Origin of the sequence: Brucepastera parasyntrophica (genome assembly GCF_022376835.1) — a bacterium.
GTDB lineage: Bacteria > Spirochaetota > Spirochaetia > Treponematales > Treponemataceae > Brucepastera > Brucepastera parasyntrophica.
The window spans coordinates 2,847,591-2,864,144 of record NZ_CP084606.1 but is presented as its reverse complement, the minus strand read 5'-3'; the positions used below and the strand labels follow the sequence as shown (position 1 = coordinate 2,864,144).

Genomic DNA, 16,554 nt, shown 5'->3' with positions numbered 1-16,554 from the left:
ATCACAGATGTATTGCCACCTTGAAACCATACTGGTCAGGCATGATGACCGGTTCGATCCCAATAGTGATTTTTGCTTTTTGGGAAAGGGCGCTGTTTAATGTTGAGTTCCATTTGCTGGCGTGTGTCCATGGTTTTACGCTCCCAAAAATCCGTGAGGCAAGCATTAAAACACCTCCGGCAATAAATAAACCGCTGTATTTTGCCGCGTCATCAACCGCCGCAGAAAAATCTTTTGCCAAATCACTGTCAGGGTCCGCCATGGCAATTACCGGGAGGATCAGGAAATAGGCAAAAAACCTGCCCATATGCACCACAAAAGGAATCATCATGGCAATACTCGCGATATCGGCGCCGAGCATGATAAACCCGCCTACAAGGTCTTTCTGGACAAAAGAACCGATCCCGAAACCGAGGAAAAAATTGAGAAAGAAAGGACCCACGCCGCTTTTTTTGTTATCCGCGATCAGAGACAGCTGGTCTTTTTCCTGAAGAAACTGGGCCTTTTCAGCTATCGCGTCCTTATTCTTGAAAAGCCCTTTTTTTATCAGCTGGTTAATATCAAAAACTATGTCGGATGAACTTCCGTCCGTGGCGGCCGCGTCAACGGCGGCATCTTCGCCGAGCAATGGAAAAAAACACATGCCGGCCAGAATGACCGCAAGACAAAACTGTTTCATATACCCCTCCTGTATCTGCATATAATTTACTATAACACAGATACGGGAAAAAGCAATATTATTATGTTCCTATCAGGTCGCGGGCGGTTCGCCGGGGGCCGTGTCAGGCCCCGCTTCCGTTTCAGTGTCTTTTTTTATTTCTTCACGGTACAGTTTTATGCTCCCGTTTTTATGCAGGGCTATGAGTATCTGGGCGAGCATAGGGAAAAAAATCATACCAAGCACACCGAATAGCCGGTAACCGACATAGATGGCCATAAGTGAAACAACCGGGTTCAGGCCAAGCTGGTCGCCGACTATTTTCGGCTCGATAATATTTCTTACAACAGTTACAATCCCGTATACAATGGCGAGGGCCAGCGCGTAGGAAAAATTCATTTGAATCAGTTCAAAAATTATCCAGGGAATCATAATACCGCCGGTCCCGAAAATCGGCAGGGCGTCAAAGAGGGCGATTCCGGCCGCGACCCCGATAGAACCCGGGGTCCGGATTATTGTCAGCCCGATGGACAGCTCAATGAAAGTTATAGACATTAAAATGAGATAGGCCCTGATATATTTGACTACCGTATCTTTCATCAGTTTTTTCAGGTCTTTCAGATAAACCGTGGTCTTTTCAGGGAGCTGGGCTTTTATAAAGACAACTATCTTTTCATAATGCACGCTCACAAAAAATGAAAACAGAATAACAAATATCAGGCTGATAAGAAATCCGGGAATACCATTAATAAAGTTGGTAAGAAAAGAAACCCCTTTCTGTGATACTGACAGGATAAAATTCTGGAGACCGTCCATGATGCTTGACTGAACGGTCTGGGCGGCTGAAGCCCAGGACTCGGGGACCTTGTTAATCAGCCCGCTCATCCAGTCATACAGTTTTGTCAAAGCAGGGGCAATTGTCTCCCTGTAATATGCAGGCAGAGTGGTAAACACGTCCTTCAGCAGAAAAACAAGCTGTGTAACAATAAAGAAAATAAGACCTCCCGCAAGTATATACAAAAGGGCCATAAAAACAATTGAAAGAAATTTCTTATTTATTTTGAGCTTCCGGTGGATAAACATTATCATAGGGTGCAGCAGACGGACGAGAAGGAGGGCAACGATAAAGGGAAAGATCAATCCGATAAGTCTGAAGCTGGCGTAAGCGATGCCGATAATGAACAGCACATAAACAACACTGATGATAAAATTCATTCTCTTCTGGATTTTTTCAGTCACATCTGTACTCCGTTAATTTTTTTCATACAATTTTGCAAACTGCTCGGTATGCGATTTCAGTTTCCTCTGCAGCATACGCCCATCGCCGCCGGTGTCATAATCGGAGCAGAAAAGAAAAACAGGAGAGTAAAACTGAACGGCCGCCGTTTCAGGGTCACACGGGACAAAATATCCGGTCTTTACAAAATCCGCAAAAAGCTGTTTCTGTTCTTTTATGACGCCGCCGACAAAATAACCCCGGTACAGGTTTCCTGCCTCGGGATCGGCGAACTGTTCGATTGTCAGGAGTTTCCTGAATTTTGATATAAAATCGTCCTGGGTATAAAACAGGAATAATTCAAGGGCAAGCCGCGAATAACTTTCCCGGATACCTGGAGTGTTTTTTTTCTCCGGATGCCGGACAGCGCGCCTGTGGAGAGACTGCGAAAACTCGGCAATTTTTTTTACCGCTTCCGCGGCAAGACTCTCCATGATATTGCGTTTATTTGTAAAATGATTGTATACGGCGCTTTCCCTTATTCCAACAGCGGAGGCGATTTCGCGAATTGAAACGGCCCTGTATCCCCGTACTGAAAATAAATCGAGAGAGGCGTTCAGCAGTTTTTCCCTTGTTGTCATTCAGGACTCCCTGTCAGGAATATGCGGAACTAACAATTGTTAACACGCATAATCCATCTATTTTCACAGCATATTAACACTTGTTACTATTGTCAACCTGGTCCGGGGAAAACGCATTTATCCTGCGCAGGATAAACGCCTGCTTTGAAAGTATTTTACTTCTGCCAGCCGGCCAATGTTAACAGTCGTTCATATACCGGTTAACAGTTGTTCACATATATATGAACACTTGTTAATATGCATAAAGGAATCTCCAGCCGATCGGAAGAAAACATCCGGAGGAATCCTTCAGCGGCCCGGCTATTTTTTCTTTTTCAGGCCGGCCGCCTTTTCCCTGAACACGGCGGCCATATCGGGGACATTTTTCTTTTCATAAACCAGGGCTATTTCTTCCCAGCCCCGTATGTCTTTGGGCCAGGTGTCAATTATTTTTCTAAACACCGCGAGGGCCCGGTCAAAATCACCTGAGCGTGAATGAAGCCTGCCCTCAATCAGAAGCCCGTCCGCGTCCGGCTTCAGGACCCGGTTAGCTTCCTGTATGAGCAGGCGGGCGGATTCCTCCTCCCCATCCGGTCAAGGCAGAATACAAGGTTCGCGAGAATGGCGCGGTCATCGGGCTTCTTTCTCAGTATGTCGCGGTACAGAACGGCGGCCGTCCGGTACTGCCCCGCCCGCCTCCGGTACAGGGCAAGTTTTCTGATATTCGCCGAAGAAGTATTATAGGCTTCCAGCTTTTCAAGCTGGTCCGCGGCCTCGCCCCAGCCGCCGGTGTTTTCAAGGAAAGAAATAAATTCCCTGCGGATATCCGAATTGTCTTCCCAGCCGTCCAGATAGTTCCGGTAAGCTTCGGAAAGTTCTTCATTCATTGCCTGGTCCTCGCAGCAGGCAATATAGCCCAGCCAGGCTTCCTCGAGGTCTTCGGCTCCGAGTTCGTTTTTCTGCCCGAACCCGATTACTTTCCGGTACCAGCCGATCGCCAGCTCTGAAAGACCCATCCGGAAATAGGTCCGGGCCAGGGCAAGCAATAAGGGAGGAGCTGCGCCGTAGGTTTTAACCTGTTCCTGGACAGCGGGCAAAATCTCAGCGGGATCGGAATCGAGGTTTGCCTCGGCAAGCACCCGGTAAAACTGTATTGCGGAAGGATCACAGCCGGCCCGGTCGGCCCTGGCCAGAGCGGCCTTCAGCTCCTTCCAGTTCCGGGCGGAAGCGTACACCATCAGGATTCCGTAATAGGGCGCGGGGTTCTGCCGGTCCAGTTCGATGGCCCGGTTAAAATGGTTTACCGCTATATCATTATTTCCGAGATTTCTCTGGGCTTCGCCCATAAGGGCGTGCGACAGTCCGTCGCTGCCATAGTTTTTTATGTAAGCCCGGGCCGCCTGTGCGGCGCCCGTCCAGTTTTCATTTTCAAGGCTGGTTTTAATAATCTGCAGATCAACAAAACGCTGCGAGATAGCTTCAGGGTTAAAGGACTCGTCAAGTGAGGCAAGAAGAGCGACAGCTTCTTCGGTATTTCCCATCATCAGGTATATTGATACAAAATACCACAGCAGGGAGGTATCGTCAGGGGCGAACTGGACAGCGGCCTCATACTGGGTGAGGGCCTCGGGCAGATAGCCGAGGTCCCTGAGCGCGTGGGCAAGATACAGCCGGGGCGCCACGCCGTCTATTCCATTGTTGATAAGAAAGGTAAGCATCTGCCTCGCTTCTTCGGCACCGCCTCGTTTGTAAGTCCGGACAGCGTCGATAAAAAGAGCGTTCAGATATCCCTGGTTCAGACGGGGGTCGTCAGGCGCAATGGAAAGGGCGTCCTCAAATACCGAACGCGCGAGCCGGAACCTCTTCTGTTTTAAATACAGGGCGCCCAGCAAGCCCCTCGCGTCCGCGGAATCAGGGTTCAGCTCAAGGCTTTTTTTTATGGCGTACAGGGCCCGGTCATACAGCCCGCCTGAAAAATAGGACCTGGCAAGAAAAAACCAGCCGGACGCGTCCGAAGACCGCCGCCGGAGAAAGGCCCTTGCGTAAGCGGCCGCCCTCGCGTATTTTTTCTGGGCGTGCCATGAACGGGCCAGATATAAAAAGATTTCGGGATGGGACTGGCCGCCGTCCTGCAGGGAGGGGTCACCTTCCGCGAAACCACAGGCCGCGAGATACTCGAGAATGCGTATAGCCTGCCGGTAATCCCGCTTCTGACCGGCCCGGAGGGCAGCCTTAAACTGTCTTTCAAATTCGCCTTTTGCCATAACTATCCCTGTATTATACCACAGTTTTCCGCAAAAGGAAATAAAGGATCAGAGTAATACAGCAGGCGGGACTCCGGAAATAAAAAAAGCCGGACAGGCCGGCCGGGTGTACAGGATACATACAGCGGAGGGCGGGAATATTATTCTGTCCGGCTCCGGCCAGGCGCGTTTCTTCCTGATACCGGACCTCGGCGTATTTTCCTATATCTGTTTGAGGTACCCGCTGGCTGTCAGCTCGGTCAGAATCTCGACGGCAAGTTTTTCTCCCCACTTCTGTCCGATCGCGTACGAATCCTGGGTAATATAGGGGCCATTTCAGTCATCTTTTTCCCGGAGGGGCTTTCATAAAAAATGATAATGTCCCTGATTTCATCATGCGTAAAATAGGTATCATACACAGGAACAAAAAGTTCGGTAAATTCATCCAGGTCAAGTTTATTTTCAAAAGCTGCCCAGAAACTCATGGGGGCGTCGGGAGCTATTTTTATCAGATCAGGCAGCATTAAATTGAACATCTGGGCGGCCTGTTTTTTCGCGCCGGAAAGTTCGAGCAGGCGCCTGATGTCATCAGACTTGGTCTGCGCGAAACCGTTTCCCGCCAGCGCGGCCAGGCTAATGATGACAAAAAATAATTTTTTCATACGGGGTCTCCTTGTCTTCCATATTATATACGGAGACAGGGTAAAAGCAACAGGCCTTTCTTTCCGCCGGACAGGTCAACAGGCCGGGCCGTTTGACCTTATATAAAAAAGAATCTATATTATTCTTTAGGCGGGGAGGAATTCGCGTCACGCCGGCCGCAAAAGGAGATGTTATGAATAAAAAGGCTGCAATCCTGAAAAATGTTTTTTTACCGGCGGCCCTGCTTGTGCTGTTTTTTTCCTGCGCGACCTCGGTCCGGGTCCAGGTCACAAAGCCTCCCCTGACCGACATGAGCGGGGTCCAGCGTATCGCGGTCGCCCCCTTTGATCTGGCCTATAATAAAACGGACAGCGGCCAGCTAAACACAGTGTATCAGCGTTTTTTTTCTCCGGCGAATAAATACAACACCCGCCTTGAAGAGCAGGCGGCCCAGGCCCTGACAACTGCAGTCACGGACAAACTGCTTGCCTCAAACGCCTTTGTTGTTATCAGCCAGGACCAGCTGGCCAGAGCGGGAAATACGCAGGGCGGTTACGCCTCGGTAGTCGACGCCTACCTCACCGGCGAAATCAATCTTCTTTCGGCCCGTACTCTGGAAAACGTCAGCGAAGTTTCCTCCTCGAATGATTCCCTCACAAAAATCTATACCGCGGAGCGGGTCGTTACCCTTGACTTCACCTACCGCTTTATCAGAGCCGACAACGGCAGGATCATAAGCCAGGTAACAAAATCGGGAACTGCCTCCGACCGGAAGGAAGACACGGACATTCTGAATGTCAGGACCTCCCTCATGTCAGAACTCGATCTGGTCAGGATGATTATAAATGACGAACTCGCCCTGTTCAGCAGGGAAATCGCGCCCTGGACAGCAGTCGAACACAGGTATTTTGAAAAAGACAAAACAAAAGACCCCAGAATGAAGGAAGCCGACACTCTGGTAAAGAACGGTTCCTACGCGGACGCCCGCGAAATATTCAGCGAGGTATACGCCGAAAACGGAAACTTCGCGGCAGGCTATAACGCGGCGCTCCTGACGGAACTGCTCGGAAACACCGGAGGCGCAATCGCCCTCATGCAGGACCTGTATACTTCGACAGGAGATTCAAAGGCAAAAAGCGAACTTGACCGCATGACCGAAAGCCTCAAGGACGAGGAAACCCTCCGCAGGGAATATTCCCCGGGAACACAGGACGGGGAATAGGAAAAGATGGCGTGCCCGGACACAGCGCTTTGCCGGACACGCCTTTTTTATTTTAAAGGGGGAACGCCTTCCAGCCGGAACAGCCGGCCGTCAGGCTCCGGACAGGAGCACCGCAGACGCGGCACCCCCTCGCTCCTATGATTATTGTCAAGCGATTTTTGACTCCCATCCCTCATAATGTATGTGATAATAACGAAACTTCCGTTTGAGTTGTTCCGTTGATATATCTGCATAGAATTCTTTCCGCCGTACCAATATCCACATAAGGGTAACCATCCTTCGCGCAATCGCAACAGCACTTTTCGTCTTTCCCATCCGTTCATTAAGCGCGAAAAATTTTGCTTGTAATCGGCCGCCGCCTTCTTTACATCGTACTAATGACCATACCGATTGTAATATCACCCTTCGTAAGGCCCGGCATCCTTCTTTAGTAATATTGCCATACCGATTCGTTTCTCCCGAACAATCTATTCGGGGCACCAGTCCTACATAATTGGCTATTTCACTTGCTTTTGAAAACCGACTCCCATCCCCCACATAGGCAAGAAATGCTGCCGCTACACCAATTCCTACCCCAGGAATCGACATCACATACGGCGCCAATTCATGGCCTTTTACGTTATTTTCTATGATTCTCTCTAACTCTTTTAATTGCTCTTCGGTCGTTTTTAATTCTTTTTCTAATAGTTCCGCAAATATCACCAGTATTTCCGGTCATCCTTCCTTTTGTTTCATTCTTCCTTCGGGTGTATGTAAATGACTCTTTTTTATGGTCGTTATTCCTGCTTGGACATATACTACATGTAACCGATTAAGGACACTGGTCCGCAGTTTGGTCAAATAACTTTTCATTGATACGTATTTCCGCAGCATTTCCTCTTCTTCACTTGGCATTACTACTATCGGTAATTCTTCTTTCGGATATCTTTGAATAAATGAAGCTATTTTACGTGCGTCTTCCTTGTCTGTTTTTCGTGTCGAGCGCCATATCATTTGTAACTTCCCTGGGTTTAGAATATATACCGTACACCCAACAGCTTGTTCTATATATCTCCCCAGTACAAATGCATACGCACAGGCTTCCATTCCCACAATATCTGTTTGTTTCAAGATGTTTGCCAATTGGCTCCTTCCGGTTTCGTCAGTCTTTACCCCGCTTTTACTCAGCTCTGTTTTTCCGCAGTCATTAAGAATACATACTTCCATTGTTCGTTTGGCTAAATCTAAACCAACATACCGTTTTGCCTCTTCTTTCATACTTTTCTCCCATTCTTATAAAATAAGGGATGGAAGTCTTCCCTGCTTTTTCGGGGTACACCGAGCTCCTATTCGCGATAATAGCCATAAAAACTATTTCGCATTCGTTTATTCGGCGGCCGGTATTGTTTCTCTCCGAACCGAGGTCTTTCTTTTCAGAATGTTCCCTCTCCGCGAGGGGCCAACCGGTCCCGGCTTCCAATTCCCGTCGGATTCAGATTACCCTTTCCTTCAATAATCATAAAGTCTCCAGCCTCCTGACTTTGGCTAATAGCCAAAGTCAGGGGTCTTACGCTGCCCCCTCGTCCTTATTCCTGACGAAAGTTTTAGTGTATAGCGATACGGTAAAACCAGGCCTGATACGATGGGCTATCGTATTTGAGGCAAAAAATTATGTAACGCTATGTTTTTGCGGCGGGATATGGTTTCAGGTATTTTTCAAGAAGAAAAAAGATTACACAATGCAGTGTGTAGAAAAAGGAAAGCTTACACAATAGTGTGTGTAAGAAAGGGAAAGTTTACACATTGGGATGTGTAGGAAGTAATTTGGTTTGGAACTGCCGCGTGGATATGGAAGGCTGTTATAGCGGGTTTCTTTCTCTTGGTGACTGGCGCGCTTGCCCGACAGTCAGCGTCTATGGAAAAACAGAGGCTATCTTACACACCGATATGTGTAAAACTGTCCCGGGCTACACGCGGTAATGTGTAAGGTACAAACTGCCGTAGTTTGGCAAAAAACAAAGCCCATCAGAGAACTTCCAGATTAACCTGCTCAGCGACAAATTCCTGAACGGCTTTCCGGTAGAATTTCTCTAAAATCCAGTGTGCCGTGTCGTTACTCCGCCTTACTCCTCTGGAGACAAGTTAGGCAAGTCGAAGAATCAAGTAGGGAACGACTTGCACAGCAACTCGTTCCCCTTTAGAATGCCAGTATTTACTGCTTAAGCCAAGGCATAAATCATAGTAAAAAAACATTTTGACCGCCTGCCAAGCCTCCGCGGTTCAAACATTTAATAGTTAAAAAGCCCGGCAGGCCCGTACGTAAAATGAAATATTCCTGTTGTCCATCTGGTCTCCACTGTTGAAGTACTGACTCCACGCTACGCCGTATTCATTAGGAGAGTACTGAGACGACGACCAGTACCCATGGTTCGTAAAACTGCCCAGGCTGTTCTTGTGCAGATTACTGTACATCAGATTAAGCTCGTCTTTGCTCGGCATATACCAGTCAGTCCTCCCAGCGCCGCTGTATGCATCACACAGCAGTGCTGCCCGTCCGCTTTCTCCCGCTGCCGTAAGCGCACTCACCAGTATCCCTGTGTTTCCCTTTCCGCTTCCTATACTTGTCACCGTTTCGCTTATGCGTACTCCGGATAAGCCCCATTCCGCCGTACCTGCATCCGCAGTCGCAGCCTCAAGGTATTGCCAGCCTCCGGTGCTATTTCCTTTGTCGTAGAATACAAGGCCTGCCTCGCCCGTGTAGCCGACAAGCATACAGGTCACCGTGTATATGCAAGTTTCGCTTCCGTTTGTTACCGTTATCTCAAGCGCTTGAGGGTTCCCGCGACTTATTCCACTTACGACTCCTCCGGCAAGCGAATAGCTCACCGTTCCGCTGGCAGATGTCGCGTTTATCGTTACGCTCTTCGTTTCACCGCTTGTTCCAGCTATCCCCACTATATAGTCAAGTGCTGCCGATGCAAATCCAGTAGTTGCGAAATTCGTTTCCGACGACGCCAGAGTCAGCTGACCCGCACTGGCTGTCAATGCACTCAGGCTCGCGCTGCCCTGCCGCGTCACCGTTACGGTGTAGGTCTTTGTTGTCACACCGTCCTCGGCGGTCACCGTTATTGTTTTGGGCGTTGCCGTCCCGACCGTAAGCGTGTCAGTTGAGCCGCTGCCACTCACAACAGCCCCACTGTCCGCCGCTATCCCCGTTATCCTGACGCCGCTCACGCTGTTAGCCAGGCGTACCGTATAATTAAGTACATCGGATGTAAACACAGGGCTCAGGGTTCCCGAAGTTAACGATATGCCACTAAGGTTTGCGTTGGTACTGGGTACCGATCTCGTCACCGTTACCGTGTATACCTTGGTTGTTCCGTCCTGCGCGGTCACTGTTATGGATATGGGATTCGTTCCCAAGGAAAGCGTTTGAACCTCTCCGTTGTTAGAACTCAGACCTGCGGTGCTGTCGGCTTTTGTACCGGTTACCGTTATACTGGTCACGCTGTTCGCCACGCTCACCGTGTAGCTTGTCGTGTTCGTGTCAAAGACAGGGGTCAGGGTTCCGTTGCTCACCGTCAGGGCGCTTAAGTTCGCGTTATTGCTCAGCACGGTCACGGAGAAAGTTTTTGTCACGGACGTACCCGTCACGGTTACCGTCACCGTTTTTTCACCCGTCGTCGCGCTATTGAAGCCTGTAAAGTCGCATGAGGAGGCAGGTATTGCCACACTGTTCCCTGCGCTGTCCGTCCCCGTAATTACCAGTCCCGAGGTGTCAAGACTTTCACCAATTTTATATTGAGTCTTGTATGCGCCGCTCAGAGTTATCGACACAAGGGAGGCGACGCTCACCGTTACCGTATAGATCTGCGCACTGCTGTCAGCTGCGGTCACCGTGTATGTTACCGGGTTTGTAAAGTCCTCCGCTTCGCCGGACGCGGGACTCACGCTCACACCGGTGTGCGTTATATCGGGTACGAGGCCTGTTACAGCCGTCCCGTACGGCGCTGTGAGCGTGACCGTTTTTTCATTTTCATTTATATTGCCTTCCGCAAGTCCGGTAAAACTGAAACCCGTTATGGTTTTCGCGGTGTCGAGCCGGACTATGGTTACCGTGTAGTCCTTTATGCTTCCGTCCGCCGCGGTCACCCGTATTGTTACCGGAGTGCTGTCTCCGCTCAGTGTTTGGGGCGCTCCGCTGTTCGCGCTGAGTTCCGCCCCGCTGTCCGCCGCGGCGCCTGTCACCGTCAGGCTGTCCGTGGTGTCGGGTACTTCCACCGTGTAAGATATGACGCCAGGGTCAAAGGCAGGGGACAGGGCCCCTTCACTTACCGTCAGATTGCTTAAATCAGCGTTGCCGCTCACCCACCGGGCATATAATGTAACAGGACCGTCCCAGTCAGCCGTCACGCCCGTCCCCGCGGGGTACGGTGTCCCGCTCCCGTCAGGTTCCGTGTTCCAGCCCGCGAAACTGTGGCCGGTTTTTTCGAGACCGCCCGGCCCGGCAAGGCTGTGGCTTTCCCCGTACACCGAGTCAGCCGAGGCCGGGACCGCGCCTCCCGTGTGGCCGTTTCCGTCATAGGTTACCGTGTAACTGTTCCCGGCCCACTGGGCGTAGAGTTTCAGGTTTCCCGTTATCTTTATCTTTGAGCCCGCCGCATAGGAGACGCCGGTCCCGTCGGCCTTTGTGTTCCAGCCCGCAAAGCCCATGCCTGTTTTCGACAACCCGGTTCCGTCCGGAGCGGTTATCACATCATCTTTTTCAGCCTCAGCCGCCCTAGGGACGGCGCCCGCGCCCCCGTTCGCGTCTCAGGTAACGGTAACCGGTTTTTTGAGGAAGTCCCGGTAAAAGGGGTTTTCACAGGAAACGGCCAGAAGCACGCCCGCGAGGACAGCCGGCAGAAACAGGGCGCAAGACAGTCTCTTTTTCACTTTTTTTCTCCTTATTATCAGCAGTAAAACGCCGGGATCTTTCCGTCACGCGAAATACTTACACATGACCATGTGTAAAGTTTTTTTCCTTACACACGGCAATGTGTAAACTTTTTCCGTCTCACACAGCACTTTGTGTAAACCCGCTTTCCGCCCGCTCCCGGGAACAGGGCACTTTACCTGGATAATGCGGGTACAAAAAAAACACTGATACGGGATGAGGAACAGTGCCTCATCCCGGCTTTGGAAGATACATATTTTCGCGGTTTTTCGCGGATTTTCAGCCGGAGCGGGTGTACAACAGGTTGTACTGATAATTCAAGTATGTACCGGAAAGTCCGGTTTGTAAAGGAAAAACCGCGGGGAAAATGACTTTTTTATTGGGGAAGGAACGGCCCTTCCAATGGAAAAATAAGGAGTGTAGTTCCGGCACCAAAAACAGGCTTCAAAAAAGAATGTGAGAAAGCCTGCGGGCCGCACCTATTCCGGGCAGAAAAACAGAAATCCGGTATGATGCGAAGGGGCCTGGTTCCCGTGAAAAGAAAACCGCATACCCCATATTCCGGATTTTTTCAGGACATTTTGAGCAGATGGCAGTCACATCAGAGGTTTCCGTATGGACTGCCGCGGCCCTCTCCGTTTTTCATGAAAACATCAGAACCCTGTCCTGAAAGGCAGCAGATAACGCTGTCTTTCAGGTATATCAGGGAGCGGCTGCTATAATACCATTACCGTCAGCGTTAAGTTCAATTTTGTAATCTGATACCGGATCGCCGTTCTCATCACATAACACGAATTTTGCGACATCACTTGCTGCCAGTGTATAACCATCGGTTCCCTGGAGGACAGTTTCCCCTACGAATGGGGCATACTCATAATAATTAGTGGTATCTGGAAGCTCCCCTATCCTGTAAGAACTAAAGGCTCTTATTTTTATGGTGCTGCCAACGGATGGCAAAGTGACTGTACCTGCCATGCAAATAGGAATCAAGTTACTGGCAGCAATGAGAGGATCAGAAGACAAGGTTATCATATCAATATCTATTTCTCCGCTGAGTTTAATAGTAACACTATTACGGTCCCAGTCACTTACAGTCCAAACTGATATTCCTCCAAGACGTCCGAGAGTACCAGTAGCGGTAGCTGCCCCTGATATTGTGCCACCAGTCATAATAAAAGTACCGGTACCGCCGAAGCCCATCCCTCCATAAGTTGATTCTGAAATACATCCATCAACTAAAGTAAAGGTCCCTCCATTTATATATACACCTCCAATTTGATTATTTGTAGTGTTCGCAGTAATATCTCCGCCTGTCATGGTAAATACCCCGTTATTCTGAACTGCAACGGCGCCATTAATTGAATAATTTCCGGTAATTTTCCCTCCGCTCATTTCCATTCTACCATTAATTATATCGACAGCACCCCCATATGATGAATCTGTACGATTATTATTCTGCAACGTCACTCCGTCATTAATAGTCAGAGTTCCATTGTTTACAATGACTAAGGGAGCGTCAGCGGAAATATTATTTCCGTCCATGGTCAGTGTATTCATACTGCCGATCTCGCCCAGCGTCAGGGAAGCGCCGCCGTCAACCGTAAAGAAGGAACCGGTGAAACCGGAAGGCCTGCTCAGGGTAAAATTTCCGGAGCTGAGGATGGTTATATTTTTGAATCACTGATTGCGATGGTATCTTCCATTTCGAATGTACCGACGATGAGCAGAATAGCGGTTCCGCCAATGTTGGTAGTGTTTATTGCATTTTTGAGATCATCAAAGTTAGTAATGGACTGACTTTGAATCTTGTCCAGCTTCCCTTCCGTGTCCACCTGCCAGTATATCGTGTCAATCCCGTCAATCTGCGGGGTAACGCCGAACTTCGAGGCGTTTGCCGTTATCAGCCCTGTGTCACCGTCCAGCACCTGAACAGTGTCCGTTCCGCTGGGGTAACTTGCCGGCGTAATGACTGCGGCCTTTGAAGCGGTGAGATTACCGCCGACCGTTAGCATGGCTCGGTAGTTTCCGGTGCCACCAAGTGACAGATATACGTCATTATCTGCAGTCACCTGGGCAGGACCGCTCATGGAGAATATAGCAGGGAAATTCAGCTGGGGCGCTTCGACATACACACCCGCGCCGGGTTCGGAATAGGATGTATTTGTAAGCAGATTTCCTGTTATTGTCCCGCCGTTCATATTGAAGGTTGAACAATAAATATTCACACCGCCGCCCTGTCTGTTTGCCTTATTGTTTCTGATTACCGCGGTCCCGCTCATGGTAAACTGCGATCCACTGTCCAGGTATACTCCTCCGCCGAAGCTATTAGAGAGATTGACGGCATTATTATCTTCTATGCTTCCGGCAGTCATGGTAAACTCAGTTTGCTGCGTAAAAAGCCCGCCTCCCTGACTGTTCGCGGTATTACCGCGGACAGCTCCGCCGTTCATCGTAAATTTGTTTTGGCCCTGCAGATACATCCCGCCGCCGCAACCGCCACCGCCCAGCGCTTCATTTTCACTTATTTCCGCGGCTTCACTCAGGATAATGGTTCCGCCGTATGCGTAAATTCCGCCGCCAAAACCGTCAGTTGCAGTATTATGGTGTATCTGTGCGGAACCGGACAGATTGACGGCTGTATTGGCGTCTGCCTCAATATAAATGCCGCCGCCTGCATATAATGATGCGTTTGCCTCATTATAGCAAATTTCCCCGCCGCTCATGTTAAACCTGTGGCCTGTTCCGGTTATATACACCCCGCCGCCGGAATCCGCGGTATTGTAACTGATTTTTCCATCGGTCATTGCAGCGGTGACGCCTCCGGCAGCATTATTGATATACACGCCGCCGCCTTCCTCCGCTTCATTATAACTGATTTCCCCGCCGGTCAGGGTAAAGACAGCGTCATCATACAGGACTATGCCGCCGCCGTATACCGCTTTGTTGGCATCAGATGTTGAACTGCCGCCAATGGTTCCGCCGCTCATATTGAAGGTCCCGCCCATAACCAGTACACCGCCGCCGTTCAGTTCCGACTCGTTTTGTGTTATTTGTCCCGCTTCAAGGTTAAAGCTCCCTCCGGTATATACCAGCACACCCGCGCCGGCGCCTGTGAGCAGAGAAGAGCCGTCATAAACAGCGGTGTTTCGGGTGATAATTCCGCCCTGGAAGATATTGTCCTTCATTGTAAAAACGGCGTTATTCAGGACCAGCACGCCGCCGCCCTTGGCGGCCTCATTGTCAGTGACGGTTCCGTTGGTCATCTCAAGGGCCGTTCCGCTTCCCGTAACATACAGGCCGCCTCCGTTTACCGCCTCATTTTCGCTGACGGTGCCTCCTGTCATAAACACCTTAGCGCCGTTTCCGGCGTATATGCCTCCGCCGCCGTTTGCATCGGCGGAACCGGTTGATTCATTTTCCGAAATTTCCCCGCCGGACACCGTGAATTTCGCGTTTGGTCCGGTCACGTACACGCCGCCGCCGCTTTCCGCGCTACCGCCTTTCAATGTAAGGTTTTCGCCCAGGGTAACGTCAGCGTTGTTTATATACAGCACGCGGGCCTCTCCATCCGCGTCCAGGGCGCCCGGGTATGAAACGCCTTTGCCGCTGAGCAGTATGGGAGGATATGAACCGGCGGCATTGTCGATAACAATGAAACCATTGGGATTGGCGTCATCTGCAGTTGGAGTAAGGTCACCGTTGATCCGGATTTCGGCGGTTTTTTGACCAACAGATTCATTATTAACAAAATCATGCGGCCATGTATCGGGATCATACAATGCGGCTATGCGGGAAAGTGCCGCGCTGACACTGGCAAGAGGATATGTAGCCGTTCCGGTGTTGTCATCATCCCCTATGGTTTCATCCACATACCAAATCGGAGGAGTTGTATATATCAGATTATACGTTTTTGTTGTTTGTTTGTCGGGTGCTGTTACAGTTAGCACAAATTTATTCGGACCGGGAAAAAGGGAAATATTTGAAACACTGAAAACACCATCAGAAGTCTTATCCGGTTCAAGCCCAGCGGAGGAACCTTTGGCATCTGTAATCGTGAACGACTGACCGTCGAAACCAATGGTAAAAGTTAATGATACTTTTTCTGCAGAAACTTCGTGATAATAGTCAATGTTTAGCACAAGATCAAGCACAATTCCATTATCATCAAATTCTTGTTTTACGCTCTCCAGCGTCACCGTAGCATCATAAAAATCATCTTCAGTGAGTTCAAGGTATTCCGCGAGCTCATACACACCGGTTGTTGTATCGGTAACTTTAAGCCAGCTGTCCGTGCAGGTATTTGCCCAGACATTCAGGCTTTCGTATACAACGCCGGCCGGAATCCCGTCCTCAGGATTTGTGGTTTTCCACCGGTAAAACGTGAGTTTCAGGCGCAGAATGCCGGCGGGCGCGGAATCGTACGCAACGGTTATGGAACTGCTTCCGGCATCCGGCTCTCCGAATGAACCTGAGAGAATTGTCTGCGCCTGGCCGGCCTGGGTGCCGTCACTCCGCAAGAGTTCAGCTATGACCCTTGTTACCGGACTGCCGTCATCAAATTCCTTCGGGAATTTTATTTTAAGATCAACTGAACCTGTTCCGCCTGTTGTAACAGGATATATCTTAATTTCCATCGTCCCCGCGGTGATATGGGCCTCAGTAACAGCAGCTTCGCCGGAGACAAGCTCTTTGCCGGAAGAATCTTTTCCGGCCACGGTTATTGTATATCCGGCCGAGGCAGGATAAGTAATACTGACAGCGTTACCGGACGCTGTTTCAGTGATTGAACCAATTACTTTTCCGGCCCCGTCCTTGACGGTAAACTCGTATCTGCTTATTACGATATTCGGAAAGGCGGCCCGTCCCGCGGACAAAGCGGCGGATGCCGTGATATCAAGCATTCCCTCAGCGGCCGGAGCCGGTCCGCGCGAGGGGACCCGCTCAAGAAAGGCGTTGCTGCATGAAACCGTCATATATAAGGCGGCAAGAACAGCCGCGGCCAGTAAAACGCAGGTATTCCGTCTCATCATTCCCCTCC

13 protein-coding genes are annotated in these 16,554 nt (G+C 50.0%); 1 reads left to right on the top strand and 12 read right to left on the bottom strand.

Annotated elements, in window-relative coordinates; all coding sequences use genetic code 11:
- Position 1: 1 nt before the first annotated feature.
- From K7I13_RS13735 to K7I13_RS13710, 6 genes are all read right to left on the bottom strand, one after another.
- The gene (locus K7I13_RS13735; RefSeq protein WP_255946579.1) at positions 2–679 is read right to left on the bottom strand and encodes a P13 family porin; all 678 of its coding nucleotides are present in this window, start codon (positions 677–679) and stop codon (positions 2–4) included.
- Between the two features lie 72 nt (positions 680–751).
- Positions 752–1,897, bottom strand: a complete 1,146-nt coding sequence (gene ytvI / locus K7I13_RS13730) for a sporulation integral membrane protein YtvI (RefSeq protein ID WP_255946577.1) — start codon at positions 1,895–1,897, stop codon at positions 752–754.
- 12 nt (positions 1,898–1,909) lie between these two features.
- Positions 1,910–2,515 carry a TetR/AcrR family transcriptional regulator gene (locus K7I13_RS13725; RefSeq protein WP_255946575.1) on the bottom strand — a complete coding sequence of 202 codons (606 nt, stop codon included), beginning with the start codon at positions 2,513–2,515 and terminating at the stop codon, positions 1,910–1,912.
- A 300-nt stretch (positions 2,516–2,815) separates the two neighbouring features.
- Positions 2,816–3,007: a tetratricopeptide repeat protein gene (locus K7I13_RS13720; protein WP_255949347.1), complete on the bottom strand. Its 192-nt coding sequence runs from the start codon at positions 3,005–3,007 to the stop codon at positions 2,816–2,818.
- 23 nt (positions 3,008–3,030) lie between these two features.
- The gene (locus K7I13_RS13715) at positions 3,031–4,758 is read right to left on the bottom strand and encodes a tetratricopeptide repeat protein (protein ID WP_255946573.1); all 1,728 of its coding nucleotides are present in this window, start codon (positions 4,756–4,758) and stop codon (positions 3,031–3,033) included.
- 239 nt (positions 4,759–4,997) lie between these two features.
- Complete coding sequence (locus tag K7I13_RS13710; RefSeq protein ID WP_255946571.1) at positions 4,998–5,399, bottom strand: DUF2059 domain-containing protein; 402 nt, start codon at positions 5,397–5,399, stop codon at positions 4,998–5,000.
- 173 nt (positions 5,400–5,572) lie between these two features.
- Between K7I13_RS13710 and K7I13_RS13705 the strand changes: the two genes are divergently transcribed.
- On the top strand, positions 5,573–6,601 hold the full coding sequence (locus K7I13_RS13705; protein ID WP_255946570.1) for a hypothetical protein: 1,029 nt from the start codon (positions 5,573–5,575) through the stop codon (positions 6,599–6,601).
- 147 nt (positions 6,602–6,748) lie between these two features.
- On the opposite strand, the gene K7I13_RS13700 is transcribed toward K7I13_RS13705, so the two are convergent.
- The 6 genes from K7I13_RS13700 to K7I13_RS13670 all read right to left on the bottom strand — a co-directional run bounded on the left by K7I13_RS13700 (position 6,749) and on the right by K7I13_RS13670 (position 16,546).
- Complete coding sequence (locus K7I13_RS13700; RefSeq protein ID WP_255944850.1) at positions 6,749–7,303, bottom strand: transposase; 555 nt, start codon at positions 7,301–7,303, stop codon at positions 6,749–6,751.
- A gap of 12 nt (positions 7,304–7,315) precedes the next feature.
- Entirely contained in the window at positions 7,316–7,858 is a 543-nt protein-coding gene (locus K7I13_RS13695) for an IS110 family transposase (protein WP_255944851.1), read from the bottom strand.
- A gap of 1,017 nt (positions 7,859–8,875) precedes the next feature.
- Positions 8,876–11,335, bottom strand: a complete 2,460-nt coding sequence (locus K7I13_RS15780) for a cadherin-like beta sandwich domain-containing protein (protein ID WP_439647447.1) — start codon at positions 11,333–11,335, stop codon at positions 8,876–8,878.
- A gap of 57 nt (positions 11,336–11,392) precedes the next feature.
- The gene (locus K7I13_RS13680; protein WP_255946569.1) at positions 11,393–11,515 is read right to left on the bottom strand and encodes a hypothetical protein; all 123 of its coding nucleotides are present in this window, start codon (positions 11,513–11,515) and stop codon (positions 11,393–11,395) included.
- Between the two features lie 703 nt (positions 11,516–12,218).
- Entirely contained in the window at positions 12,219–13,073 is an 855-nt protein-coding gene (locus K7I13_RS13675; RefSeq protein WP_255946568.1) for a hypothetical protein, read from the bottom strand.
- 107 nt (positions 13,074–13,180) lie between these two features.
- A complete protein-coding gene (locus tag K7I13_RS13670; protein WP_255946567.1) occupies positions 13,181–16,546 on the bottom strand; it encodes a right-handed parallel beta-helix repeat-containing protein in 3,366 nt (1,121 codons plus the stop codon).
- Positions 16,547–16,554: the final 8 nt, after the last annotated feature.

Coding starts and splice junctions, on each gene's coding strand:
- K7I13_RS13695 (WP_255944851.1), bottom strand. CDS start 7,858: ATGAAAGAAGAGGCAAAACGGTATGTTGGTTTAGATTTAGCCAAACGA.
- K7I13_RS13725 (WP_255946575.1), bottom strand. CDS start 2,515: ATGACAACAAGGGAAAAACTGCTGAACGCCTCTCTCGATTTATTTTCA.
- K7I13_RS13715 (WP_255946573.1), bottom strand. CDS start 4,758: ATGGCAAAAGGCGAATTTGAAAGACAGTTTAAGGCTGCCCTCCGGGCC.
- K7I13_RS13735 (WP_255946579.1), bottom strand. CDS start 679: ATGAAACAGTTTTGTCTTGCGGTCATTCTGGCCGGCATGTGTTTTTTT.
- K7I13_RS13675 (WP_255946568.1), bottom strand. CDS start 13,073: ATGAATACACTGACCATGGACGGAAATAATATTTCCGCTGACGCTCCC.
- K7I13_RS13710 (WP_255946571.1), bottom strand. CDS start 5,399: ATGAAAAAATTATTTTTTGTCATCATTAGCCTGGCCGCGCTGGCGGGA.
- K7I13_RS13670 (WP_255946567.1), bottom strand. CDS start 16,546: ATGATGAGACGGAATACCTGCGTTTTACTGGCCGCGGCTGTTCTTGCC.
- K7I13_RS13705 (WP_255946570.1), top strand. CDS start 5,573: ATGAATAAAAAGGCTGCAATCCTGAAAAATGTTTTTTTACCGGCGGCC.